The organism is Micromonospora costi, from assembly GCF_003626655.1.
GTDB lineage: Bacteria > Actinomycetota > Actinomycetes > Mycobacteriales > Micromonosporaceae > Micromonospora > Micromonospora costi.
Window position 1 is genome coordinate 1,376,150 of record NZ_RBAN01000001.1, and the last position, 22,987, is coordinate 1,399,136.

23 protein-coding genes are annotated in these 22,987 nt (G+C 71.4%); 10 read left to right on the forward strand and 13 right to left on the reverse strand.

The annotated features are described in order from the left end of the window. The first annotated feature begins 42 nt into the window (after positions 1-42). Complete coding sequence (locus D7193_RS06220) at positions 43-531, forward strand: DUF6194 family protein (RefSeq protein ID WP_120778353.1); 489 nt, start codon at positions 43-45, stop codon at positions 529-531. A 123-nt stretch (positions 532-654) separates the two neighbouring features. Next, positions 655-1,902: a phosphodiester glycosidase family protein gene (locus D7193_RS06225; RefSeq protein ID WP_120778354.1), complete on the forward strand. Its 1,248-nt coding sequence runs from the start codon at positions 655-657 to the stop codon at positions 1,900-1,902. A gap of 65 nt (positions 1,903-1,967) precedes the next feature. Here the strand turns inward: D7193_RS06225 and D7193_RS06230 are convergent, their stop codons facing one another. Next, the gene (locus D7193_RS06230; RefSeq protein WP_241562826.1) at positions 1,968-3,296 is read right to left on the reverse strand and encodes an AAA family ATPase; all 1,329 of its coding nucleotides are present in this window, start codon (positions 3,294-3,296) and stop codon (positions 1,968-1,970) included. Between the two features lie 144 nt (positions 3,297-3,440). Next, complete coding sequence (locus D7193_RS06235; RefSeq protein ID WP_147434335.1) at positions 3,441-5,918, reverse strand: choice-of-anchor D domain-containing protein; 2,478 nt, start codon at positions 5,916-5,918, stop codon at positions 3,441-3,443. A gap of 268 nt (positions 5,919-6,186) precedes the next feature. Between D7193_RS06235 and D7193_RS06240 the strand changes: the two genes are divergently transcribed. Together D7193_RS06240 and D7193_RS06245 are read left to right on the forward strand one after the other, a co-directional pair. Then, complete coding sequence (locus D7193_RS06240) at positions 6,187-6,405, forward strand: hypothetical protein (RefSeq protein ID WP_120778357.1); 219 nt, start codon at positions 6,187-6,189, stop codon at positions 6,403-6,405. 123 nt (positions 6,406-6,528) lie between these two features. Continuing rightward, on the forward strand, positions 6,529-6,849 hold the full coding sequence (locus tag D7193_RS06245; RefSeq protein WP_241562906.1) for a GYD domain-containing protein: 321 nt from the start codon (positions 6,529-6,531) through the stop codon (positions 6,847-6,849). Between the two features lie 102 nt (positions 6,850-6,951). Here the strand turns inward: D7193_RS06245 and D7193_RS06250 are convergent, their stop codons facing one another. From D7193_RS06250 to D7193_RS06265, 4 genes are all read right to left on the reverse strand, one after another. Further along, a complete protein-coding gene (locus D7193_RS06250; protein ID WP_120778359.1) occupies positions 6,952-7,353 on the reverse strand; it encodes a hypothetical protein in 402 nt (133 codons plus the stop codon). Further along, positions 7,350-7,610: a hypothetical protein gene (locus D7193_RS06255; RefSeq protein WP_120778360.1), complete on the reverse strand. Its 261-nt coding sequence runs from the start codon at positions 7,608-7,610 to the stop codon at positions 7,350-7,352. Before D7193_RS06255 ends, D7193_RS06250 begins: the two co-directional genes overlap by 4 nt. 15 nt (positions 7,611-7,625) lie before the next feature. Then, a complete protein-coding gene (locus D7193_RS06260; protein WP_120778361.1) occupies positions 7,626-8,300 on the reverse strand; it encodes a hypothetical protein in 675 nt (224 codons plus the stop codon). Between the two features lie 180 nt (positions 8,301-8,480). Continuing rightward, positions 8,481-9,395: an alpha/beta hydrolase gene (locus tag D7193_RS06265; RefSeq protein ID WP_241562827.1), complete on the reverse strand. Its 915-nt coding sequence runs from the start codon at positions 9,393-9,395 to the stop codon at positions 8,481-8,483. 177 nt (positions 9,396-9,572) lie between these two features. Here D7193_RS06265 and D7193_RS06270 point away from each other — a divergent pair, with 177 nt between their 5' ends. Continuing rightward, the gene (locus tag D7193_RS06270; RefSeq protein WP_120778363.1) at positions 9,573-9,914 is read left to right on the forward strand and encodes a winged helix-turn-helix transcriptional regulator; all 342 of its coding nucleotides are present in this window, start codon (positions 9,573-9,575) and stop codon (positions 9,912-9,914) included. A 9-nt stretch (positions 9,915-9,923) separates the two neighbouring features. Here the strand turns inward: D7193_RS06270 and D7193_RS06275 are convergent, their stop codons facing one another. The 3 genes from D7193_RS06275 to D7193_RS06285 all read right to left on the reverse strand — a co-directional run bounded on the left by D7193_RS06275 (position 9,924) and on the right by D7193_RS06285 (position 13,025). Beyond that, positions 9,924-10,640 (reverse strand): 8-oxoguanine DNA glycosylase OGG fold protein, encoded by a 717-nt coding sequence (locus D7193_RS06275; protein ID WP_147434336.1) that lies wholly within the window; start codon positions 10,638-10,640, stop codon positions 9,924-9,926. Between the two features lie 156 nt (positions 10,641-10,796). Further along, entirely contained in the window at positions 10,797-12,047 is a 1,251-nt protein-coding gene (locus D7193_RS06280; protein WP_377456422.1) for a phosphodiester glycosidase family protein, read from the reverse strand. A gap of 213 nt (positions 12,048-12,260) precedes the next feature. Continuing rightward, positions 12,261-13,025, reverse strand: a complete 765-nt coding sequence (locus D7193_RS06285; RefSeq protein ID WP_120778366.1) for a DUF427 domain-containing protein — start codon at positions 13,023-13,025, stop codon at positions 12,261-12,263. A 241-nt stretch (positions 13,026-13,266) separates the two neighbouring features. Here D7193_RS06285 and D7193_RS06290 point away from each other — a divergent pair, with 241 nt between their 5' ends. Next, positions 13,267-13,806 carry a SigE family RNA polymerase sigma factor gene (locus D7193_RS06290; RefSeq protein WP_120778367.1) on the forward strand — a complete coding sequence of 180 codons (540 nt, stop codon included), beginning with the start codon at positions 13,267-13,269 and terminating at the stop codon, positions 13,804-13,806. After that, positions 13,793-15,001: a hypothetical protein gene (locus D7193_RS06295; protein ID WP_120778368.1), complete on the forward strand. Its 1,209-nt coding sequence runs from the start codon at positions 13,793-13,795 to the stop codon at positions 14,999-15,001. The genes D7193_RS06290 and D7193_RS06295 overlap by 14 nt, the downstream gene beginning before the upstream one ends. Positions 15,002-15,137: 136 nt before the next feature. Here the strand turns inward: D7193_RS06295 and D7193_RS06300 are convergent, their stop codons facing one another. Genes D7193_RS06300 through D7193_RS06310 form a run of 3 tightly spaced genes read right to left on the reverse strand, consistent with a single transcriptional unit; the run spans position 15,138 to position 16,060 of the window. Beyond that, positions 15,138-15,527: a GIY-YIG nuclease family protein gene (locus D7193_RS06300; protein WP_120778369.1), complete on the reverse strand. Its 390-nt coding sequence runs from the start codon at positions 15,525-15,527 to the stop codon at positions 15,138-15,140. A 9-nt stretch (positions 15,528-15,536) separates the two neighbouring features. After that, complete coding sequence (locus D7193_RS06305) at positions 15,537-15,800, reverse strand: hypothetical protein (protein ID WP_120779294.1); 264 nt, start codon at positions 15,798-15,800, stop codon at positions 15,537-15,539. Then, positions 15,797-16,060 carry a DivIVA domain-containing protein gene (locus D7193_RS06310; protein ID WP_120778370.1) on the reverse strand — a complete coding sequence of 88 codons (264 nt, stop codon included), beginning with the start codon at positions 16,058-16,060 and terminating at the stop codon, positions 15,797-15,799. Before D7193_RS06310 ends, D7193_RS06305 begins: the two co-directional genes overlap by 4 nt. A gap of 518 nt (positions 16,061-16,578) precedes the next feature. Between D7193_RS06310 and D7193_RS06315 the strand changes: the two genes are divergently transcribed. Together D7193_RS06315 and D7193_RS06320 are read left to right on the forward strand one after the other, a co-directional pair. After that, positions 16,579-16,821, forward strand: coding sequence for a GntR family transcriptional regulator (locus tag D7193_RS06315; protein WP_120778371.1), 243 nt, complete (start codon positions 16,579-16,581; stop codon positions 16,819-16,821). A 60-nt stretch (positions 16,822-16,881) separates the two neighbouring features. Continuing rightward, positions 16,882-19,956: a DEAD/DEAH box helicase gene (locus tag D7193_RS06320; RefSeq protein ID WP_120778372.1), complete on the forward strand. Its 3,075-nt coding sequence runs from the start codon at positions 16,882-16,884 to the stop codon at positions 19,954-19,956. Between the two features lie 21 nt (positions 19,957-19,977). On the opposite strand, the gene D7193_RS06325 is transcribed toward D7193_RS06320, so the two are convergent. Then, entirely contained in the window at positions 19,978-20,835 is an 858-nt protein-coding gene (locus D7193_RS06325; RefSeq protein ID WP_120778373.1) for an SAM-dependent methyltransferase, read from the reverse strand. Between the two features lie 107 nt (positions 20,836-20,942). Between D7193_RS06325 and D7193_RS06330 the strand changes: the two genes are divergently transcribed. Further along, complete coding sequence (locus tag D7193_RS06330) at positions 20,943-22,946, forward strand: FG-GAP-like repeat-containing protein (protein ID WP_147434337.1); 2,004 nt, start codon at positions 20,943-20,945, stop codon at positions 22,944-22,946. Positions 22,947-22,987: the final 41 nt, after the last annotated feature.

The following is a 22,987-nucleotide window of genomic DNA, read 5'->3' on the forward strand; positions in this document are numbered from 1 at the left end:
GTCGAAACTCTCAAGAGGTCGTTCAACGATACGGTAAAGGTCATGGCTGAACCGCAATCACCCACCGCCGACGAGATCGCCGGGCGGATCCTCGCCCTGCCCGGGGTCGAACTGCTCGTGGCCAGCAAGGAGTCGAGCGCCCCGGAGGTGGCGTGGGGCTGGCGATTCTTCTACGTCGGCCCGGACCGCCGACTGCCGTTCGCCACCATCGGCGAGTCCGACATGGCCGGCTTCGACGAGGAGTCCCGACTCCACCGGCCCGGCGTCTTCCGCCTCAACCTCGACGTGGGCCGGCGCGAGTTCGCGCGCCTCTTCGGCTACCCGCCGGCGGAGTCGGACGACCGCCGGGCGTCGGTCGACGTCAGCGTCCTCGACGAGGTGCTGCCCCACCCGGTCTACGGCACGGCCGCCTGGGCGTGCGTGCTCAACCCGGGCCCGCGCAGCCTCGCCGAGGTCGAGCGCCTCATCGCGTACGCCCACCAGCGGGCGCAGGAACGTCACCGCCGGACGTCCGACCGCCGTTCAACTTGATCATCTCGCCCGTTCACTCCCGCGTGATCGGCTCATCGGGACGTTTTCGCTGGTCCGGCGATCGGTCGGACCGGCTCGAACCTCCGGGCCCCGCCCCGGAACCCGATAGAGAGAGGAGCGGCGATGAGGTCATCGACCCTCGTACGCCCCGGTCTGGCGCTGCTGCTCGCCGCAGGGCTGAGCACGCTCGCGGCGCCCGGCGTCGCCCAGGCCGACACCGCGCCCACGGTGGACGCCCCGGTCACCATCACCTCGACCGAGGAGCTGGCCCCCGGCGTCACCTACGGCTCCTTCCAGGTGGACACGCCCCGCGGTGCCACCGTCGGCTACCTGCTCACCGCCGACCTCCAGAAGAACAAGGTCTCCCTGGACCTGCTGCACCCCGGATCCGTGGCGCAGCGCCAGGTCGTCTCGGCCATGACGAACGCCCAGGGCGCGATCGCCGGCGTGAACGGGGACTTCTTCAACATCAGCGAGACCCACGCCGGGGTCGCGCCGACCGGCTCGGCGTCCGGCCCGGAGATCGCCGACGGCGAGGACCTGAAGTTCGCGGTGCCGAACGCCCAACGCTTCGGTCCCGGGCTCGCCCCCGGCACCACCACCCGCGACGTCTTCGGCGTGGGCGTCAACGGCAGGGCCCGCGTCGACACCCTGAGCCTGGCCGGTGAGGTGCGCAGCGCCCGGGGCACCATCACCCTCGACGGCCTCAACCAGTACGCCCTCCCCGTCGGCGGCGTCGGCCTGTTCACGTCCGCCTGGGGCACCGCGTCCCGCGTCCGGTCGACCTGCGGCAGCGACACCAGCCGCAACGACCCGTGCAGCACCCACACCTACGAGGTGGTCGTCCGCGACGGCGTGGTGGCCTCGGTGGGCACCGCACCCGGCGCCGGCGCGATTCCGGCCGACACCGAGGTGCTGGTCGGTCGCGAGGGCGGCGCGGACGAACTCGACGACCTCCAGGTCGGCGACCGGGTGAGCGTGGACGAGAAGCTCGTCTCCGCCGGCGAGCCGAAGCTGACGTTCGCGGTCGGCGGCGCCCCGATCCTGCGGGACGGCCAGCCCCTGGCCGGGCTCGACACCAAGACGGCCGCCGTGCGCAGCGCGGCCGGTGTCAGCCGCGACGGCAGGACGGTGTACCTCGTGGCGCTGGCCGGCCGCGCGCCCGCCAGCGCCGGCTTCACGATCGCCGAGCTGGCCGACCTCATGCGGTCGTTCGGCGCGGACGCCGCCGTGAACCTCGACGGCGGCGGCTCGACCACCGTCGCCGTCCGGGAGCCGGGCCAGGTGGCGGCCACCGCCCGCAACAACCCGTCCGACGGTACGGAGCGCGCGGTCGCCAACGGCATCGGCATCTTCGTCGGCCACCGCTGACGGTCGGCCACGGCGTGCCTCGGCGCGTCCCGGCCGGCCGCCTGCGGGAAGCGCCCCGCCCGTTGTCAGCTCCGGGCGGGGCGCTTCCCCGTGAGGTACGTGATCATCGAGTGGTTGGCCTCCCAGCCGTCCGGGAACTTCACCGGCACGTCGAGGTGCACGGGTTCGGTCGACGGGTGGGCGTCGAGGAGGTCGGCGATGCCGTCCCGGGCCACCACGACGCAGGCGTGCCGGTGCCGGGACGTCAGCACGCACAGCCGCCCCGACTCCAGGTGGAACGCCGTGGCGTCCCGCCGCCCGGACAGCGGGTGCAGCACGATGGTCACGTCGTACTCCCGGCCCTGGAGCCGGTTGGCGGTGTCGACGGTGACGCCCTCGCCGGCCGGGCCGAGTCGTGCGCGGACGGCCGCGGCCTGGTCACGGTGGGCCGTACCGATGGCGATCCGGTCCGCGGTCACCGACGCGCCCCCGGCGTCCTGCTCCGAGACCGCGACCGCTCCCCGTTCCAGCAGCCGCACGGCGAGCGCCGCGCACGCCGACGCCGCCTCCACGTCGGTACGCAGCGTGTGCCGCTCCGGCAGCGCGTACAGTCCCCAGCCGGTCGACGCGGCCAGGTCGAGCGTCGCGTCGACCGCGTCGCCCGGCCCGTCGGCGGTCAGCGTCAACGCCCGGTCGGCCGCCCCGGTGCCGGCGCGGAACCCGGTGAACGGGTAGAACGCCTCGGCCACCACCGGGGCCGCGGAGGCGGGCAGCCGCCAGGAGACCGGCAACCGGTGGACGGGCAGCTCCGGGTTGTGCCGCAGCAGCACCGCCACGGCGGACTGCATCGGATCCCAGGTCAGGCCCGTCCACCGCGCGGTGTCCACGGTGGAGAACGGGTCGAGCTGACCGGGATCACCCACGAACAGGGCCCGCTCGAACCGACCGGCCACGCGCAGCAGGGCGTCCGACCGCATCTGGTACGCCTCGTCCACGATCGCCCACGGCCAGCAGCCCTCGGTGACCGTGGCCCACTTGGCGGCCGTACCGATGACGACGGCCGGACCGCCGAGGTCCGCGACCTTCGCGGCCACCCGGACCGTCGCGTGCCCGCTGATCCGGGCGGACGGCTGGTAGTCGGCGGCGGAGAGCCGGCCGATCCGCAGCTCGGGCGCCTTGCGCGCCAGGCGGTCGATGAGGTCGTCGACCTGCTCGTTGGTCTGCGCCACGACGATCAGCGGCTCGCCGCCCTCGGCCAGCTCGACGGCGGCGCGTACCACGAGGGTGGACTTGCCGGCGCCCGGCGGTGAGTCGACCACCACGCCCCGGTGCTCGCCCGACCGCAGATCGGCCAGCACGGCCGTGATCACCCGTTCCGCCTCCACCGCGGGCGGCAACTCCAGCCCAGCCTGCACTGCCCTCACCCCTACCCGCCGTCGCCCGGGAAGAGTATCGGTCACCTGCGGGACAGTCGCGGTCACGCTGGCCGGAAGACAGCGGCGGTGGCCGTCGACTGCTCGACGGCCACCGCCCGGTGCTGGTGGTACGGGTTCAGCGGGTCATCGCGCGACCCGGTCGGGCGTCGGCAGGTCCCCGGCCGGCTGTCGGGTGGTGCTACCGGCGAAGCCCTGGACGGTGGCACCGCTGGCGGTGCCCGGGTAGCGCCAGAAGGTGCCGACGACGTCCGCGACCACGCCGGTGCTGCCCGAGTGGTTGTAGATGTTGAACTGGTTGGTCGGGCCGAGCTGGGTGATGGCGGCGTTGGCGACGATCTGCCCGGCCAGGGCGTTCACGTTGCTGACGTCCGGCTGGTTGATGCCGCTGACGCCGTTCGGCCACAGCTTCAGGAAGGTGTTGGCGGTGGGCGTCACCGCGGTGACGTTGAGTGCCAGGGCCTGGGTGCCGCTGGTCAGCAGCGCACCGGGCGTGGTGACGGTGCCAGTCCGGCCCGCGCCGAGGTTGCCGGGCAGCCCCTGAGCCTTGCGACTGTCGACGATCCGGGTCGGCGTCTTCGGGATGAACCGCAGGCCGTTGGCGAGGCTGCTGTCGTCGATGAACCCGACGATGTCGACGATCACGTGGGTGTCCTTCAACGTGTAGACGCCGAAGGTCGGGAACTCGGATCCCCACGGGCAGTCGTAGCAGTGCCGGACCGGCACGATCGCCAGATTCGGGGTGATCGACCCGGTGTTGTAGTTGACGGTGGAGGTCTTCGGTTCGGGCCACTCGCCGTTCCACGCGGTCAGGAACCCGTTGGACGCCGGCGACACCGCGGTGATGTTGAGGACGACGGCCTTCATCCGCCAGTTGGCGTCGGTGCCGTAGTTCACCGCGACGCGGACCTGGTTGTCGGCCGGCAGCTTCTCGCCCCAGTCGCTACGACTGTCGAACACCCGCAGCGGCGGTACCGGCTGCAGCTGCCCACCCAGTTGACCCGAGGTGAGCAGCGGGGTGTTGTCGATGGCGTAGTAGCCCAGCACGTCGACGATGACATGGGTGTAGCCGGAGAGGTTGTTGATGGCGACCTTGCCGCCCGAGCCGACGGCCACCGTCACCGAGTTCGACCGGATCCAGCCCTTCTGGAAGTTCAGCGACGAAGCCGTCGGCTTCGCCTGGCCGGCCGGGTAGACCGTCAGGAAGCTCGAGGACGTGGGCTCGGTGATCGTCACGTTCAGCACCACCGCGCCCACCCCGCTCGACGGGACACCACCGCGCCCGGTCACCTGCAGGTTGACCGTGCCGTTCGGGCCCACCTTCGCCTTCGGGGCGCCGTTGCCGGTGCGGGTGTCCATGATCCGCGTCGGGGTCAGCGGGTAGTAGGTGCCCTTTGCGCCCACCACCCCGTTGAGGGTCAGCGGCACGGTACGCGGGTTGGTGAGGCTGTTGTTCGGCAGTTGCAGAGTGGCGCTGCGGGCACCCCGGCCGGCGGCCTTGGCCGAGACGTCCACCCGGCAGGTCTGGTTCTTGGCCAGCGTGACGCCCTTGCAAGTGTCCGCCTTGACGGTGAACGACGAGGCGTCCGTGCCGCCGATGGTGGCGGTGCCGAAGGTGATCGGCGTGTCACCTGTGCCGGTCACGGTCACCGACTGCGTGGAACCCGTCTCGGCGATGTACTGGTCGCCGAAGGCCAGTGACGTCGGGGAGACGGTGATCGAGCGGGGGTCGACGCCGTTGACGCCGAGCTGCACGAGCCGTTCACCGAGGACGGTGTTGTCGGGGAGCCGGAGGAACGTCCAGTCGCCACCCAGCTTGGTCGGCTTGACGCTCACCGTGACGGTGCACGTCTCCCCGGCCGCGCGGGTCGTGCCGGAGCAGGTGTCGCCCGTGATCGAGTAGGCGCCCGGGGTGTCGAACCTGGCGGTGCCGTACTCCACCGGGTCGGAGCCCATCGACCGTACGGTGATCGTCTTGCTGGCCGCGGCGCCGCCGACGAACCGGTCGCCGAAGTTGTACGACATGGTGTCGGTGCCGGCGGCGGCGTACCCGACGCTCGAATTCCACCGGATCTCGCCGAACAGGTCGTGAACGTTGGTGCCGCACGAGATCACGTAGAAGGCGGCGAACGAGGTGAGCCGGTCGGTGCCGGCGTCCCGGGTGGCCTCGTGGACGGAGAGGTAGCCCGGCACCTCGTCGCAGGTGGCGCCGTTGTGCGCGACGTCGATGAAGGCGAAGTCGGCGGCGGGCTGCACACCCGTCAGCTCGTAGGTGGTGCCGACCGTCCAGGACTCACCGCTCGGTGGCGCCAGCCGGAACGTCCAGGCGTCGCCGGCCTGGTCCGCGCGGAGGTTCAGCTCGTCACCGGCGCTCGGCGTGACCGTGAAGGCGGCGCCGCCGGCCTGGTCGAAGACCCGGGACCCCTGGTACCACCAGGAGAGCGGGTTGCCGTCGACGGTGAGCGCGGTGTAGGGAGCAGCGGGCGCGGCAGCCGCGCTGGCCGGGGTGGCCACCGCGGTCACCGCGGCCAGCAGGGTTATGGTGCCGATGGCGGCACCACGAAGGTAACGCAACGAGACCCCCGTCTTGTTGTGTGAAGGCATGAACGCCAGCGACGACAGTAGATTCTCCGTCTTTCCGCGGGCAAGATCGTTTGCGGAGAACTGTCCGAAGAGACCCCGACGTCGGACGGTCGGCGAGTCGGCCAGCGGGCCGGGGCGAGGACGTCGGGCCTTCCGCTGCTCGCGTACGCACACGTGAGGGCGCTGTAGCGGCGTCGGCGTCCGCTCGAACGCCGCGGCCTGGTGCCCGGTGGCGCCGGCCCGGCCGAGGTGGATGACTAGCCGCCCGGGGACCGGGTACGCGCCGGCCATGGGTAGCCAGAAGCCGAACAAGCATGATCCTGGTGGCGAGTCGGCGCGCGGGCGGCGGCACCCGGGCAGTGGCGCCCGGGGTCGGCAGGGTTCCGAGGTCGAACGCTCGCCGCACCGGCGCCAGCTCCGCGCCGCGACCGGGACGTCCGGGAGCGAGCGCGACCAGGGCCGGGCCCGGGTCGAGGGCGGCGAGCGGGTGCAACGCCAGGGCACGTGACCACGACCGTGGTACGCCATGAAGCGGCCCTACGCCGCGAGGCGGTCCCGGCGGTCCTACGCCGCGAACCAGTCCGGAGCCGGCGCCCGGGTGGTGCCGCAGTGCCTGAAAGGTGACGTCGAGGTGGCGAAGTTCCTGCTCAAGTCGACCTACACGCTCGATGGGGTCAAGGGCCTGGCCAAGGACGGCGGCAGCAAGCGGGCCGAGATCGCCACGAAGGCGATCGAGGCGGCGGGCGGGCGCGTCGAGTCGCTGTGCTTCGGCCTCGGCGAGCACGACACGTACGTCGTGTGTGACCTGCCGGACCACAAGACCGCGGCAGCGCTGGCCATCGCCATCCGGGCAGCCGGTGGTGTCGACACGCGGGTCGTCCCGCTGCTGACGCCGCAGGAGGTCGACGAGGCGGTCCAGAAGCAGATGAGCTACCAGCCGCCCGGCGCCTGACCGGTCGTCGGTCCGGGCTAGGCCGACTCCGTTTCGCCGATGTGGCGGTGTCCGGGCGCGCCGGACGCCGCCATCTCGGCGATCCGGTGCTGATCGAAGACGTCAGCGGGTGTCGGTGACGACGTGGGAGCAGGCGGCGCAGGCCGCGCGGCCCTGCTCGGCGTACCAGCGGCAGCTGCGCCGGATGGCGCAGCGTGGCAGGTCGGCCTCGGCCGGGCCGACGGCCTCCTGGTAGGAGTCGGCGAGGCGTTTCCCGAGGCCGCAGTGCTCGCCGGTCCAGAAGCCGCACCGGGACGTCACGCAGGGGCCCGCGAGCCGGACCTGCGACTCGACCGGCGCGTCCGTGGCGGCCACCGCGAGGGCGACGTCGGCCGGCATCTGCGGCGTGACGTACGCGACCCGGCCCGCCGGAGTGATCATGCCGAGGAACACCGTGGCGTTGGTCGCCGGCGTGCTCGGGCACATCCGCTCCGGCGGGTCCGGCCGGCGGACGGCGTCGGTCACCTCTGCACCCAGAAGCCGATGTCGTTGATCTTCTGGCCGAGGTCGTCGGCGAACGGGCCGTCGAGCACCCACAGCCCCCGCCACTCGGGGCGCAGTTTCAGGTTGGCGTGGCCCACCGAGAGCGGGTTGGTGAGTTGGGCGCCGGCAGTGGCGAGCGCCTTCAGCCCCGCCTTCTGGATCTCGCCCGCGATGAGGCTCTCCTGCTCCCGGCTCAGCTCGACGCCGTCGACCACGAACCGGAACTCGCTGCGTGCCATGTCTACCTCCGATGGTCAGTACGCTTCGGTCCGCAGCCCGCGCCGCAGACTCGCCCTGGTGAAGGCCGCCCACGCGTCGGCCCGCCGCCCGCCGACCTGGTCGCGCCAGGAGCCGGCGTCGGCCGTACGCACACCCCACAGCTCGCGGCACGCCGCCACCGCGAACGCCACCTGCTGGGGTGCACCGGTGAAGCCGGCGAGCCCGTCGCCCACCCGCAGCCCGCCGCCGGGCACGACGTCGACCAGCGGGAAGTCGTGGTGCAGGCTCGCGAGCGTGGCCAGGTGCGCCGGGTCGGTGCGGCCAGCCGTGAACGCGTCGACCGCCCGGTCGCCGCTCACGACCCGGATCCGGAGCAGCGTGAACGTGTCCCCGGCGGAGGTGACCTCCCCGTCCACCTCCACGGGGCTGCTCCAGTGCCGGGGTGAGTTGGCCGACCAGAACGCCAGCCAGTCGTCGAGCCGGTCGGCGAAGTCCGCCTGGACGCGGACCGCGCCGCCGGTGAGCCGCGCGCCCGCGATCCGGTCCCGAGTGACGAGCGGCTGCCCGGGACGTACGCCGGTCGGTGCGGCGTGTGCGGCGCTCGGTGCGGCGTGTGCGGGGCTCGGCCCGGCGACGGTGACCGCCGCCGAGGTTGCCGCGGCACCCACGAGGATGCGGCGCCGGGAGAGCGAAGGGATCGTGTCGTTCATCGTCCGCCTTTCCGTGACGGCCTTTGCGCGACACGCTATCGACGGACATTGATCAGTTGAACGGACTCTCTATCGGGACACCGACATGAATGCCGGTGATCGACGGCGGCGTGAATCGACTCATTCTGCTGCCCGTCGCATACCCGTCGATCGCTGGTCGGGTTCACGTCAGCGGCCTGCTCACAGGTGCCGACGCAGGAAGTCGGCCGCCGCGCCCACCGCCTCGGTGACGTACGGCTCGGTGTCGTACAGGTCGATGTGCTGGGCGGCGTCGAGCCAGACGAGCTCCTTCGCGCCGGTCGCCCGGCGGTGCAGCTCGGCGGCGAGTTCGGGCGCGCAGTAGGCATCGGCTCTGCCGTGTACGACCAGGAGTGGGGTCGCGGCGAGCAGCGGGGCCGCGCCCAGCGCGTCGAACGTCATCAGGCTGTACAGCGAACCGCGGGTCACCCGGTTGACCCAGTGCGGCGAGGCCGAGCGGGAGGTGCCGTAGTAGGCGTACGGCTCCTCGCCACCCATCGCGGCCGCCGCGCCGCCGGGCGCCACGGCGGGGAGGGTCTCGTCGTACGCGTCGAGCAGCCCGGCGAGCATCGACCGATAGGTGTCGGCTCCCATCCGCTCGGCGAACCAGGCCGGGCTGTTGTAGCCCCCGGCGACGCCCACCACCGCCTTGACCCGAGGGTCCTCCGCAGCGGCGCGTACCGCGTAGCCGCCGCCGAGGCAGACGCCGACCAGACCAACCCGGTCCGGATCGACCTCGGGCCGCGACCGCAGCAGGTCGACGGCGGCCCGCAGGTCGGCGAGCTTGCCCTGGCTGTCCTCGTGCCCCCGGCGGCCTTCCGACTCGCCGAAACCACGGTGGTCGCAGGCGAGCGTGGCGAAGCCGGACCGGGCCAGCCGCTCGGCGTACACCCCGGCGACCTGCTCCTTGACCCCGGTGAACGGCCCGGTGAGCGCCACCGCCGGCGCCGCGCCGGCGGTGGCGGTGGCGGTGGCCGGCAACCGCAGCTCACCGACGAGGGTGAGCCCTTCGCTGGTGAACGTCACACGCTCGGTGCGTATCGGCGGCGGGGTGCGTGTGGAGGGAAGCGTGGTCACGTCTGACATCCGATCGGGCTCGGCGAATAGGGTTACCGGCGACGCTAGGTGGGCCGCCGGGCACGAGCCAGAAGGCACTTTCCGGTGCCCATCCCGGTTGACCAGCGGCGAACCCGGGTTCGATGGCCGCGCCCGGGCGGACGTGTGTCGCAACGGGTGCACCGACCAGGAGGACGAATGGCTCTCGTGATCCCCGACGTGCTCGAGGAGAGCTGCTCGACCCGGCAGGCGCTGGAGCGGTTCGCGGCGAAGTGGCGCGTCCTGCTCGTCTACGCGCTGCTCGCCGGGCCCCAGCGACACGCGCAGCTGCGTCGGCGCCTGCCCGGCATCAGCCAGAAGGTGCTGACCGAGACGCTGCGCGGGATGGAGGCCGACGGGCTCGTCCGGCGCCGGGTGGTCAAGGAGAGCGCACCGCAGCACGTCGAGTACGAACTCACCGACCTCGGGCACACGTTGGAGAAGCCGCTCGCGGCGATCTGCGACTGGGCGAGCGCCCAACCACCCGTCCGGCCCGCCTAGGGAACGCCGTCAAGGAACCCCGGTGAGCTGCCCATGGAGCACCGCCATCTCCACCTGCTCCGGGTCGATCCCCCTGCGCCGCGCCTGCTCCGCCGCCCAGCGCAGGTAGGCGAGCCACTCCTCGGCCACCCACCCGGACTCCCGACGCACACCCGCCTCGACGGGCAGCCCGCGGGCCACCACGGTGTCGAGGATGAGCGGTTGCAGGCCGGCGCCCCCAGCGAGTGACCCGCTGCGCGAGTCGAAGCCACCGCTGCGCGTCGCCGTGTCGCCAGTGCCGGGCCGTCGGTAGCCGGCGAAGTAGAGCAGCTTCGTGACCATCCCCGGCCCGAGTCGCGGCAGCCGCGACTCCTTCGGGTCACGCAGCCGCTGGTAGGCGGTCCGCAGCACGTCCTCGTGCGGCACGGCGGGTGCCCGCAGGCCCTCCAGTGCGTACGCCAGCCGCGTGCCGTCCGGATCGGCCTCCAGTGAGCGGGCGGCGCGCCACGGGCCGTACCCGATCGGGCCGTAGCCCCACATCAGCACGGCGCTCAGCAGCTGGCGCGGGCCCGCCTCCCCCGCACGCCAGGCATCGGCCACCGCGAACACGTCCCGCCGCCACACGACGCCCGTCTCGGGGAACCCGGCGGGCCAGGCGTCGGGCGGCAGCGCCGTACGCCATCGGCCGACCTGGACCGCCATCGGCGCTGACTCCCCCGGTAACGCCGGATTGGTCGACTCGGTCATGGCGCCCCTCCTCGCCCCGGGCGGCCCGGATGGCCGCCTCCTGTGAAGGAGCCTTCCGCCCGGCCGGCGCTCGCGCGGTCCCGGTACGCCATGTTGCGGTATCGCGGGAGGGTGCGACCGGCACCCGAGAGCCGGCCGCACCCCGTTCGCGGGAACTCAGTTGCCGCTGCGGTACGGCCCGTCGACGTAGACGAGCGCGTCCCCGACGGCCCGCTCGGCGCCGCTCGGGTGGTTGACCAGCGCGCCGTCGACGGCCATCGCGGTCGAGCCGCCGCCGTCGAGGTTGATGCCGTCCTCCAGGCCGAGGGCCTGCGCCACGGCCGCCGTCTCGTCCATGGTGGTGCCGACGCTCGTGGTCTGGCGACCGTCGATGGTGGCCAGGACGATCTTCCCGTCCCGCGTGGTGCCGGCGATCGTGCGCGGGTTACGGGCGAAGAAGCTATCGCCGGGGGCACCGGCGGGCACGACGATCCGGCCGTCCTTCGTGAGCTGGTACCGCCCGGTCACCCCGAACAGGCCGCGCCGCAGGGGCAGCTCCTCGCCGTCCTGGTCGGTGAGGGTCGACGTCTGCTCGACGCAGCCCTGCCCGGCCACGGCCAGCAGGGCGACGGTGTCCTGACCGGTGGCCTGGAGCGAGGTCTGGCCGGCCGCCAGGGCGGTGCCGCGCGTGGTGGCGGTGCGCACCACGCAGCCGCGCCGGTCGAGCACGATCTCGACGCCGACGCCGGACGGGGTGGCCGCCGCGAACTCGGGCGTGAACCGCACGACGTCGCCGGGCAGGGTGCACTGGGTCTGGTCGGTGAGGGTGGCGCAGCCGGCGGGTACGACGGGCGGGTGGTTGATGAACTCCAGCGGCAGGGTGGCGCCGGTCGTCCGGTTCCGTACGCTGCCCGACCAGCTCAGCTTCCCGGTCAGGGCGCGGTTGCTGTTGGCGTCGACCACGAAGTTGGCCTCGGCCGGGTCGGTGACGGGCTCGCTGAGCAGCTTCCCGCCGAACAGTCCGAGGCCCACCGGGTCACCCGGGTAGAGCTGGCTCGCCGTGAAGGTGAAGAACGAGGCGTTGACGCCGGCCAGGGCACCGGAGGCGCGTACGAGATCGGTGGTCTTCTCGACCCGGGCGAGGTCCGGGCCGTACGTCGCCTTCAGGTGCCCGCGGGCCTCGCGCGGGTCGATGGTGAGGACGTTGACCACCCACGGGCCCCGCGTCGTGGTGTTGATCTGGTCGGCCGGAGCCGGCTCGGTGCCCCGCATGATGCGGGTCAGGGTGACACCCTCGGCCAGCGTGCGGCCGGTGGTGACCTCGGTGAGGTCGGCGTCGCCGAGCGGGAGGATGCCCGTGGTGGCATCGGCGGGCTCGGCGGCGTCGGCGCGGGCTCCCGGAGCGACGGCGAGGCTGATCGCGGCCAGGGCGGCGGCCGCGATCGCGCCCGCACGGCGGAAGCCGGACAGGCCGGAAGTGGAAGCAGTCATGGTCCGACCCTGGCGACGCCACGGAACCAGGTACCCGACTCCACCTGACGCCCCGCCGAATTCTGCCGTAAGTAACGCTTACTCAGAAACTTTCCGTCGCAGCCGTGGAGCCGTCCTGCCCACGCCGCATCGCATTGTGCGCGACCTGGATCAGGAGAAGTGCGTCTTCGGTCGGCTGAGCCTCTCGCCGTCCACGATCAGGTCGACCTTCTCGTTGTAGAAGGCGACCAGGCCGGCGATCGGGAGGAGCGCCGCGGTGGGAAAGGTGTACGACCAGGCCAGGTCGGGGTGGACGGTGTCGCCCAGGCGGACGGACCAGTAGTCGCTGGTCCGACCCTTGTACGGGCAGGCGGTCCTCGTCGCGGAGGGCACGAGGTGGCTCGTGTTCAGGTCGGTGCGGTTCACGTAGTAGCGCGTCGGAAGCCCGGTCTCGAAGACCAGCACCGGCGACGTCGACTCGGCCAGCACCGCGCCGTCGAATTCCACCCGCACGCTGCGGGTGGAGCGCAGCGCGTCCACCCGGGCGTAGGGGTTGCGAGGGTGGACGAAGACCTCCTCGTCCTCCTCGAACCAGCCGTCCATCGCGGCCCAGTCGAACCGGATCGTGTCCGCCAGCCCGGGCAGCGCGTCGTCGCCGTACCACCGCGCGCAGGACGGGCGGCTCTCCTCGCCCACGCGCAGCCCGTGCAGCCGCGCGGTGCCGCGCCGCGACTCCTCCGTACGCCGCTCATCGACCAACAGGTCACGCTTCACGTCGGCGATCGGGATGTAGTACTGCGGGTAGAACGACCACTCCCACACGTACGACGCCCGCGTGGTGTCCAGCACCTGTTCCCCGCCGAGGAAGGCGCGGATCCGGCGCGGCACCGGCTCGATGCGGTCGACCGGGGTGAACGCCTTCGGATAGTCCGGCACCGTGTCCTCCTGCTAGATGAATCGGGTATCGGTTCAACGATCGGCGTGGGGGTGGCGGCGTCGGAGGCGGCCGGGGCCGGCGGGTGCCGGCGGGCATTGGCGGTCGCCGCCGGTTGCTGGCGGGGGCTGGCGGGCGCTGGCGGCGCCGCGCCGGCTCCCGGCCCGACGGGACCGGGGCGTGTCAGGAAAAAATGTTCGGGAACGCGGCAACATTCGCCGGGGCTCCCGCCGTCCTACCCGCGTGAGAGCCGAGGACGAGGAAGGCTTCCGGGAGTACGTCGCCGCCCAGCTGCCTGCGCTCCGGAAACTGGCGTACGTCACCTGCGGTGACTGGCACACCGCCGAGGACGCGGTCGCGACGGCCCTGGCCAAGCTGTACCCCCGGTGGCCGCGCCTGGATCGGCCCGACCTGTACGCGAAGACGATGGTGGTCCGGGCCGCCATCGACGAGAAACGCCGCCCGTGGCGACGGGAACGGGCGGCCGGCGACGCCCTGCCCGAGGTGGCGCAGCCCGACGCGACCGCGTCGGTCGACGACCAGCTACGGGTCCGGGCCGCTCTGCGGGCGATCTCGCCCCGGCAGCGCGCCGCCGTGGTCTGCCGGCACTACCTCGGCATGAGCCTGGAGGAGACGGCCAGCGTGCTCGGCTGGCACATCGGCACCGCCAAGAGCCAGACCTCCCGCGGCCTCGCCCGGCTGCGCGAGGTGCTGGCCGCAGACCGGATCGACCTTGACGAAAACATGACGCCAGAACGGGAGAAGACCAGTGCGAGTGCATGACCTGGTGGAGTCGGCGACGTCGGACGAACCGGCGCCGCGGTACACCGTCGACGACATCGTGGCCGCCGGCCGGCGGATGCAGCGGCGTCGCCGAGCCGGTTGGAGCGCGGCCTCCGCCGCGGTCGCCGTCACCGGCGTCGTCGCGGCGATCGGCATCGGCCTGCAGGGTGTCGCGGAGCGCCCGGCCGTCGAGGAGCAGCCCGCCGCGATGACGTCCGTACTGCCGGCCGCGTCACCGTCCCGGCCGGCCGCAAGCTGGGCGTTCGACGACCCGTTCAGCTACGTCTTCGAGGGGTACGACGCCGGCCGGCTCCATGTGAAGAACCCGATCGTCGTGTCGAGCGCGTACCAGATCGCTCCGCTGCACGTCGACGGCCTGGTCACCAACGACCGCGCCGTCGACCCCGCAGAGGCGGTCGCTCGCGCGAAGAAGGGCGACTCCGCGAAGACGACCGAGTCCGGCGGCGACGAGCGGCAGGTCTACGCCTACCTGACCGTGTACCGCCCCGGGGCCTTCGACGCGGCGAAGTTCACCGGGACCCGGGTCACCGTCGACGGGCACCAGGCCGTCGAGCAGGAAGGACCGCGCTACGGCGCGAACCTGCACCGTGCGCTCGCCTGGGAGTACACCGAGGGCGCCTGGGCCGTCGCCGAGAGCTTCGCGGAGCCCGCCGACGTCAGCGCCGCCGACCTGCGTGGCCTGGTGGCCGGGCTGCGGCCCAGCGTGCCGCTGCCCGCTCGGGTGCCGTTCACCGTCGGGTACCTGCCCGCCGGCTACCACGCCGCCGAACTCGGCCAGCACGCCTTCGCCGGCCTGAACGGCATCGCCAGCGCCGGCGACGGCAACTACGGCGGCGCCATCTTCGCCAACCCGGCCCTGCCCACGACCGGACTCGTCGAGCCGTACGGCGGCGTCGAAGGCGAGGACCCGCCCGGCAGCTTCACCATCTTCGTCCTGCCCAACGACTCGTCCAACCAGGCGCTGAAGGACGGCGAGAAGGCCCCGGCCGAGCCCCGGTGCGGCAACGGCTTCTGCAACGCCTGGACCGCCGACGGCAAGACCAGCATCCAGGTGGCCAGCGAGGGCCGGCTCTCCGACGCGGAGATGACCCGGATCCTGGAGGGCATCACGCTCGCCGACGTCACCGACGACAGCACCTGGCCGATCGCCGCCACCGCCCTCCGAGGCAACTGACCCGCTTTTAGGCGGCCCGGCCCGACCCTCCGTGGCACCCCTGCCCGGATGACCCGCCCGCCCCGGCCCTCGACAGCGACTCTCGCCGTCGAGGGCCGGGGCGTTTGGTCGTACGGCGGCAACCGGCAGTCCCTTCTCAGGGGCGTTGCTTGGGCACCTGCCGGTTGAAGCGGGGCTTGAGGGCCAGGACGAGGGCTTCCTTCGTACTCTCCGGGCTGCCGGTCTCCTGCCAGCGGACCTCGCACCGACCCAGCCAGCGGGCGATGTCCTCGCGTGTCGCCGCCTGGCTCGGGGTATCGAGGAGTTGGCCGACCTGCTGGTACAGCACCGACGAGTCACGGTTGCCGGTGAGGTGCTGCCGGAGACGGTTGCGCAGGTTCCCGGTCCAGCCGACGTAGACGACAGTGTCGGAGTCGAGGACCGCATGCACGCCGGGCGCTGATGGCGCGGTCGCGGCGGCTTCCATGGTGTACGGCTGGGCCGGCGTGAAGCCGGCCAACAGGTCGTCGGTCATGGGATCGGGCATGCCCGGAGGCTACCGAGTTGGGCCATCCTCCGTGGGCCCGCACGGACCGTCGTGCTCGTCGCGGCGACGGCAGCGGCCGTCCCCGTCGAGCCTGGCGTCGCACCAAACTCGCGTACGCAGGAACTGGCGGTCCTCCTCGCTGAGGGTGGTCTCGCCGAAGTCGATGGCCGTGACGTGGCCGAGCGAGTCGCGGAGCGCCACGGCCAGGATGATCACGCCGTCGCGGCTGGTCAACGTGGTGGGCAGGTGGATGATCCAGCGTGGCGCCGTCATCGCGCCCACCGACTGTTCGGCGACCCCGAATCGCCGTGACGGCACGTGGCGTGCCGTGACTGCCACTGCCTCAGCGCCTGACGGATCCGCTCCGCCTCGGTGTTCGCGGTGGTCAGCTCGCGGTGCAGTCGTTCCAGCTCATCGGCTGCCCGGTTGAGGTAGGCGTACACCTGGTCGGGGTCCAGACCCCGCCAGCGCGTATCGAAGGCGGCAGCCCGGACCTGGTGCGGATGGAGACGCTCACCGGTCACGTAGATCATGGGCGTGCTGCCTCCTGCTCCACGATTAGCGCCGCGGCGCCGGTGTCGCCGCTACCGCCGGCGATGGATCGATGCGGTAGCGGCAGTTCATCGAGGGACCGATCGTTCGACTTCATGACCCTCCTTGACTGGCGGGTTCGACGATTCGCGGTTCGGGGTCGAGTTGCGGCGCCGAGGCGAGCGGTGCGGTCCCGTGCGCGGACCGACTGGACCCCGGCACCCCGCCCCGGTCCTGACTACTGTCTGGCCTTTCACCTGGAGGTCCGGCCTGCCCTGCAGCACCGGCAACGGACGTGACGGAAGTTCCTGGCACGCCGAAGGAGCGCGCGGTCCAGCGCGGACTCAGGTGAGCCGGCTGGTCGAGGCGCGCCTGCTCCGACGAAGGATCACCGCAGTGCCTAGCTGGGGTGTTTCCTCGTCCTCGCACCTTACCGGCATTACTGGTAAAGTCAACGTTGCCCTTGAAGTTCTCCCAGCCCCCGTGATCAGATGTGTGGGCCTAGCTGGGAGTCCTTCGCATGCCCGCACGAACGTTCGAACCGCACTACCGGCGAATCATCGCCGACATCAGGGGCCGCGTTGCCTCGGGCGAGTGGCCGCCCGGCTACAAGCTGCCCTCCACCAAAGCCCTCGCGGAGATGTACGAGGTGCGTAGCGCGACCACGGTCCGGCAGGCCATCACCATCCTGATTGAGACCGGCGAGCTGTACGGCCACCAGGGCCTGGGCGTCTTCGTGAGCGACAGGCCCTCAGACCGGTAATAGACAATGGAACGCCGATCAAGGCAGCGCAGCAATCCCCAAACCGAATAGGTTGCCGGAGTGACGGATCTTGAGCGCGGTATTTACGAGCACCTGATCACCCGGCAGCTCGCCGACGACCTGAGACGTCTCGACCCCGATGTCTTGCAGCACCGCAAGCTCGAACCAGCCGACGCGCCGGACGTTCTCGCCCGACACATCGCCACCCTCGCCCGACGTGCGCTACTCGCGGTCGGAGGTGGTGACGACAAGCTCCTACGCCAGGTGGAGCTGGCCAACCGCATTGCCGAGAGCATCGCCCAGGCGGAGCCACGCGCGGTCGGCGTCGACGACCAGATCACCGACGCCCAGCGGCTACTCCACGCCATTGCTGACCCGCCGACGCCACCAGCCGAGCCCGCCTTTCCGACACGCCCCACGACGCCGCTGTCTACCGGAGCCCTCCTGGTCAACGGCCGTCACCAACCCCGTATCGGCCACGAGGTCAACTACGAGATGGCCTCCGCCGACTCGGTCGATCTGCTGTGCGCGTTCATCAAGTGGTACGGCCTGCGCCTCATTGAGCCCGCCGTCCGCAACCTGATCGCACGCGGCGGTCGCCTCCGTGTCATCACCACCACCTACCTGGGCGCAACCGACCAGCGAGCCCTCGATCGGCTCGCCGAGTTGGGCGCAGACATCAAGGTCTCCTACGAGACCAGGACCACGCGCCTGCACGCCAAGGCCTGGCTGTTCCGCCGCAACAACGGCATGAGCACCGCGTACGTCGGCTCTTCGAACCTGTCGAAGTCCGCACTGGTCGACGGGGTGGAGTGGAACGTACGGATCTCTAACGTGGAGCAGCCGCACGTCATCAACACCTTCGCTGCCACATTTGATGACTACTGGAACGACCTTGCGTTCGAAGCGTACGACCCAGCAAAGGACGGCGAACGGCTCAGGCACGCGCTGCGGGGCGAGCGCGTCAATGAGGCGCCGACCGACATCGCGAATCTCGACGTGCGCCCGTTCCCGTATCAGGCGGAGATCCTCTCCGACTTGGATGCCGAGCGCCGGGTGCACGGCCGTTGGCGCAACCTTGTCGTGATGGCGACGGGCACCGGCAAAACCGTGGTCGCGGCCCTCGATTATCGCCGGCTGCACCAGGCCGGAGAGGTTGACTCGCTGCTGTTCGTGGCACACCAGGAACAAATCTTGCGGCAGAGTCGGTCAACGTTCCGGCAGGTCATGAGGGATGGCAGCTTCGGCGAAACACTGGTCGCCGGAGACCGGCCCAAGGCCTGGCGTCATGTGTTCGCCTCGATTCAGTCTCTCCACCGGCAGGAGCTCGATCCCGAACGCTTCGACATGGTGATCGTGGACGAGTTCCACCACGCCGAGGCGAAGACGTACGCCCGCCTACTCGATCGCCTACGGCCACGCGTACTCCTGGGATTGACCGCGACCCCCGACCGGACCGACGGCCGCGATGTGCGGCGGTGGTTCGACGGACATGCGGCGGTTGAGTTGCACCTACGAGAGGCGCTGGATCGGCAGTTGCTGGCGCCCTTCCACTACTTCGGCCTCCATGACGATGTCGACCTGTCGCGGGTCCACTGGAAGCGCGGCCAGGGCTACGACCGTTCAGAGTTGGAGAGCCTTTATACCGGCAACCAAGCGCGGGCGCGGTTGGTGCTACGGGCCGCCCAGAAGCTTGTCGACGTGGGGCGAATGCGAGCCCTCGGATTCTGCGTCAGCATCGGGCACGCCGCGTTCATGGCGGACTGGTTCACTCAGCACGGCGTACCGTCGGCGGCGGTCACCTCGGAGGTCGACCGACCCGAGCAGCGCGACCTGATTCGGGCCTTCAAGGCCGGCAAGCTACGGGTGCTCTTCACCGTCGACCTGTTCAACGAGGGCGTCGACCTGCCGATGGTCGACACGATCTTTCTCCTACGGCCCACCGAGAGCGCCACCGTCTTCCTCCAGCAGCTCGGTCGCGGTCTGCGGCTCGACGACGACAAGCCGTGCCTCACGGTGCTCGATTTCATCGGCGGGCAGCACGCCAACTTTCGGTTCGACCTGCGCTGGCGGGCGTTGACCGGCGCGAGCCGCCGCGAGGTGTACGACGCGGTCGAGCAAGACTTCCCCACGCTGCCGAGCGGATGCCACATCGAGCTGGACCGAGTGGCGAAGGAGGTCGTGCTCCGCAACCTGGAGCGTGCAGTTCCGTCGTCGAAGAACAGCATGGTGGCCGAACTGCGACGGCTCGGGGACGTGACCCTGGCCGATTTCCTCCAGGACACCGGCCTCGAAATCGAGGACGTGTACCGATCGGCCACGCTGGGCGGCTGGACCGGTCTCCGGCGGCTCGCCGGGGTAGAGACGTCAACGCCAGGCCCGGACGATCGGGAACTAGGCCGTGCGATCGGCCGAATGCTGCACACCGACGACCTCGACCGGTTGGCGCTGTGGGAGCGGGTGGCATCTGGCGGATCAGTGCCCGAGGGCCGTCTCCTGGACATGTTGCACTTCAGCCTCTGGGGACCGAACGTGCCGCTATCCCAGCGTGACGAGCGGCTGGCGCGGCTCTGGGCGGAGCCTGCCCGCTGCGCTGAGTTGCGTCAGGTCGCGGAGGTGCTGGGAGAGCGAATCCACCGGGTGACCGAGCCAATCGGGCTCGGCCACGTGCCGCTGCGGGTGCACGCCCGGTACAGCCGCAACGAGGCGTGCGCGGCGTTCGGGATGCCGAACCCGGGCTCGCTGCGTGAAGGTGTGAAGTGGCTGCCGAATGAGCAGGCCGACCTGTTCTTCGTCACCCTGGTCAAATCCGAGCAGGACTACTCGCCGACGACCATGTACGCCGACCGAGCCATTACCGACAGACTCTTCCAGTGGGAGTCACAGAGCACCACCCGATCTGTATCTGTGACCGGGCAGCGCTACATCAATCACGAGAAGCTGGGATCGACGGTGCACTTGTTCCTCCGCGAAACCAAGGTCGCCGACCGCGACCTTGGCGCACCGGCCTACCTGTACGCCGGGCCGATGACGTACCAGGAACACACCGGCGACCGCCCGATGCGCATCCTGTGGCGGCTGGCGCATCCGCTACCCGCAGACGTGTACGGCGCCGCTCGTGCCATCGCGGCGTGACCGCCGCGACGGTGAGCAGCGTCAGGGCTTGCGGCCGACCGCGCCGTAGCCGTCCACGACAGCAGGCGTGCCATCTCCCTCGTGCCGCCACTGCGTGAACGGCACCAGCCCCGGCTCGACGAGCTCCAGCCCGTCGAAGAACCGCGCGATCCGTTCCGGGCTGCGCAGGTGGTACGGCATGGCGCCGCTCTCGTTGTACTGCCGGTGTGACTCGACGACGGCCTCGCTGGTGTCGGTGCCGTCGGACATGGCGAGGAAGCTGCCGGAGGGCACGGCGGCGAGCAGCGTACGGATGATGGCGATTACCTGGTCGTCGTCGGCGATGTGGCCCATCACGCCGAACAGCAGGACCGCGATCGGTTGGTTGAAGTCGAGGTGCTCGGCGGCCTGGCGGAGCACCGCCTCGGGGTCGCGCAGGTCGGCGTGCAGGTACTGGGTCTGGCCCTCGGGCGTGCTCACGAGCAGCGCACGGGCGTGGGCGAGCACCATGGGGTCGTTGTCGACGTACACGATCCGGCTGTCGGGCCGGATCCGCTGCGCGACCTCGTGGGTGTTGTCGGCCGTCGGCAGGCCCGTGCCGAGGTCGAGGAACTGCCGGATCCCGGCCTCGCCGGCGAGGAATCGCACCACGCGGGAGAGGTACGCGCGGGACTCGCGGGCGGTCTCGACCATCGCCGGGAAGACGGCGCGCACCTGGTCGCCCGCCATCCGGTCGACCTCGAAGTTGTCCTTGCCACCGAGCCAGTAGTTCCAGATACGTGCGGAGTGCGGAACGCTGGTGTCGATCTTCGAGATCTGCTCGGTAGCGGAGCGCGGGGCGGTGTCTGCCACGGGGCAACCCTTCCGACGGGGCGGGACCGTACACAACGGACGGACCATGGTCCCACAGCACCGGGGACCGCCGCGGCCCCGACGGTCGCCGTGTGATGCGAGGACGCCACGGGACGCCGTACACAAGGAATGATCTTCACGGGGATGGAGGACGGTTGAAAGCCCACGCAACCACCCGCCTACGACGGATCGGCATCGCCCTCGTGGCGACGCTCGTCACGTTGACGCAGCTCACCGCCACACCCGCCCTGGCCGCGCCCGCGGTCACCCCGCCCCCGGCGACCAGCGCCGTGGCGGTCTCGTCCACCGAGATCCGGGTCAGCTGGCAGGCGGCGCCGCAGGCGTCCGCGTACCGGATCTCGCGCTCCACCGGGTCGAGCGGCCCCTACACCCAGGTCGGCAGCAGCACGAGCCTGGACTTCCTCGACTCCGGGCTCACCCCGGCCACCACCTACTACTACGTGGTCCAGGCGGAGAGCCGGAACAAGGTCTCCGGCTACTCACCGCAGGCCAGCGCCACCACCGACCCGGTGCTGCCGGCGCCCGGCGGCCTGCGGCTCACCGGCACGCCAACCGTCATGGACCTGGCGTGGGAACCGGTGCCGGGTGCCGCCCGCTACGAGGTGTACCGCCACCACGTGATGGACGGCGACACCCTCATCACCACGACCACGCAGACCTCGTTCCGTGAGACCGAGCGGTCCGACACCTACTACTACCAGTACAAGGTGCGGGCGGTGACCGCGAGCGGTGCCACCGGCCCGTTCGCGTCCGCGGCCGGTTACACGGGCACGGCGACCACCACCACGATCGCCGCCGACCCGGTCCGCTCCGAGCAGGGCCAGAAGGTGGCGCTGTCGGCCCGCGTCACCACCGCGGACGGCGCCGAACTGCGCGGCAAGGTGGTCTTCCTGTCCGGCGGCGAGGTCGTCGGCCAGACCAACGCGTGGCAGGGGTACGCCGCCGTCGTGGTCACCCCGACCGCCGCGGCGACCTACTACGCCCGTTTCGAGGGCACCGGCAGCGATCCCGAGTACGGCGCCAGCGCCTCGGCCGACCTGACCGTGCCGGTCGACCCGGCGTACGGCGAGGTGTCCTTCGGCCCCGCCGAGGCGGCCCGCGTGGGCTCGGAGGAGAAGGCCATCGCGGCCGGCGACCTCACCGGCGACGGGCTCACCGACGTGGTCCTCACCACCGAGGACGAGGCGGGCGCCGGTGACCTCAACCACTCGGTGTACCTGTTCGTCCAGTTGCCGGAGCACCGGCTCGCCGCGCCCGTCCGGTACGCCACCACGGTGTCGACGGGCGGCAGCATGACCCCGGTCATCGCCGACCTGGACGGCGACGAGCGCAACGAGCTGCTGGTCGCGTCCGGGGACGGGGTGGACCTCTACCGGCAGTCCGCGGGCGGACTGTCCGCTCCCGTGGCGCTGCCGTTCGGCGCGGCCCTCGGGGATGTCCGGGTGGTCGACCTCGACCGGGACGGCCACCTCGACCTGGTGGCGACCACGAACGAGTCGGTGCTGGTGCGCTACGGCACCGGCCCGGGTGAGTTCGCGCCGCCGGCGTCGGTGGCCACGCCGACCTCCGCCCCGCTCCTGGGCATCGCCGACGTGACCGGCGGCCCCGGTCTGGACCTGGTACGGCTCGACGGCCGCCGGGTCATCGTCGTCGAGCAGACCGGCGCGCGCACCTTCGCCGCGCCCGCCGGCATCCCCGTACCCGAGGGGCAGGAGATCTCTGCGCAGTCGTTCGCGGCCGGCGACGTGACCGGCGACGGCCGGGCCGACGTGGTCGTCACCGTCACCGGCAACATGCCCGACCCGCGGGTCTCCGTGCTGACCCACCAGGCCGACGGCACCCTCGGCGCCTGGCAGGTCTACGTGGCGTACGACATGCCGGAGCCGGTCGTCCTCGAGGACATGGACGGCGACACGCGGCTGGACGTGGTGGTGGCCCACGGCGGCTGGTACGCGGTGGGCGTCCTGCTCCAGCGTCCCGACGGGCGGCTGGGCCGGGAGCAGCTGGGCAGCAACCCCTACTACGCCTCGCACTACGACCACCGGGGCCTCGCCGTCGGGGACATCAACGACGACGGGCACAAGGACGTGCTCCTCGCCGACTACAACAACGGGATCGTGGTGGTCCCCGGCGCGTAGCGGCGCTCCCTGAACGACGGGTGGTGCCGGCGCCACGGGAT

Excerpts from the sequence above, each read along its gene's own strand:
- D7193_RS06220 (WP_120778353.1), top strand. The coding sequence starts at position 43 with ATGGCTGAACCGCAATCACCCACCGCCGACGAGATCGCCGGGCGGATC.
- D7193_RS06225 (WP_120778354.1), top strand. The coding sequence starts at position 655 with ATGAGGTCATCGACCCTCGTACGCCCCGGTCTGGCGCTGCTGCTCGCC.
- D7193_RS06235 (WP_147434335.1), bottom strand. The coding sequence starts at position 5,918 with ATGCCTTCACACAACAAGACGGGGGTCTCGTTGCGTTACCTTCGTGGT.
- D7193_RS06240 (WP_120778357.1), top strand. The coding sequence starts at position 6,187 with ATGGGTAGCCAGAAGCCGAACAAGCATGATCCTGGTGGCGAGTCGGCG.
- D7193_RS06255 (WP_120778360.1), bottom strand. The coding sequence starts at position 7,610 with ATGGCACGCAGCGAGTTCCGGTTCGTGGTCGACGGCGTCGAGCTGAGC.
- D7193_RS06260 (WP_120778361.1), bottom strand. The coding sequence starts at position 8,300 with ATGAACGACACGATCCCTTCGCTCTCCCGGCGCCGCATCCTCGTGGGT.
- D7193_RS06270 (WP_120778363.1), top strand. The coding sequence starts at position 9,573 with ATGGCTCTCGTGATCCCCGACGTGCTCGAGGAGAGCTGCTCGACCCGG.
- D7193_RS06275 (WP_147434336.1), bottom strand. The coding sequence starts at position 10,640 with ATGACCGAGTCGACCAATCCGGCGTTACCGGGGGAGTCAGCGCCGATG.
- D7193_RS06300 (WP_120778369.1), bottom strand. The coding sequence starts at position 15,527 with ATGCCCGATCCCATGACCGACGACCTGTTGGCCGGCTTCACGCCGGCC.
- D7193_RS06305 (WP_120779294.1), bottom strand. The coding sequence starts at position 15,800 with ATGACGGCGCCACGCTGGATCATCCACCTGCCCACCACGTTGACCAGC.
- D7193_RS06310 (WP_120778370.1), bottom strand. The coding sequence starts at position 16,060 with ATGATCTACGTGACCGGTGAGCGTCTCCATCCGCACCAGGTCCGGGCT.
- D7193_RS06315 (WP_120778371.1), top strand. The coding sequence starts at position 16,579 with ATGCCCGCACGAACGTTCGAACCGCACTACCGGCGAATCATCGCCGAC.
- D7193_RS06325 (WP_120778373.1), bottom strand. The coding sequence starts at position 20,835 with ATGGTCCGTCCGTTGTGTACGGTCCCGCCCCGTCGGAAGGGTTGCCCC.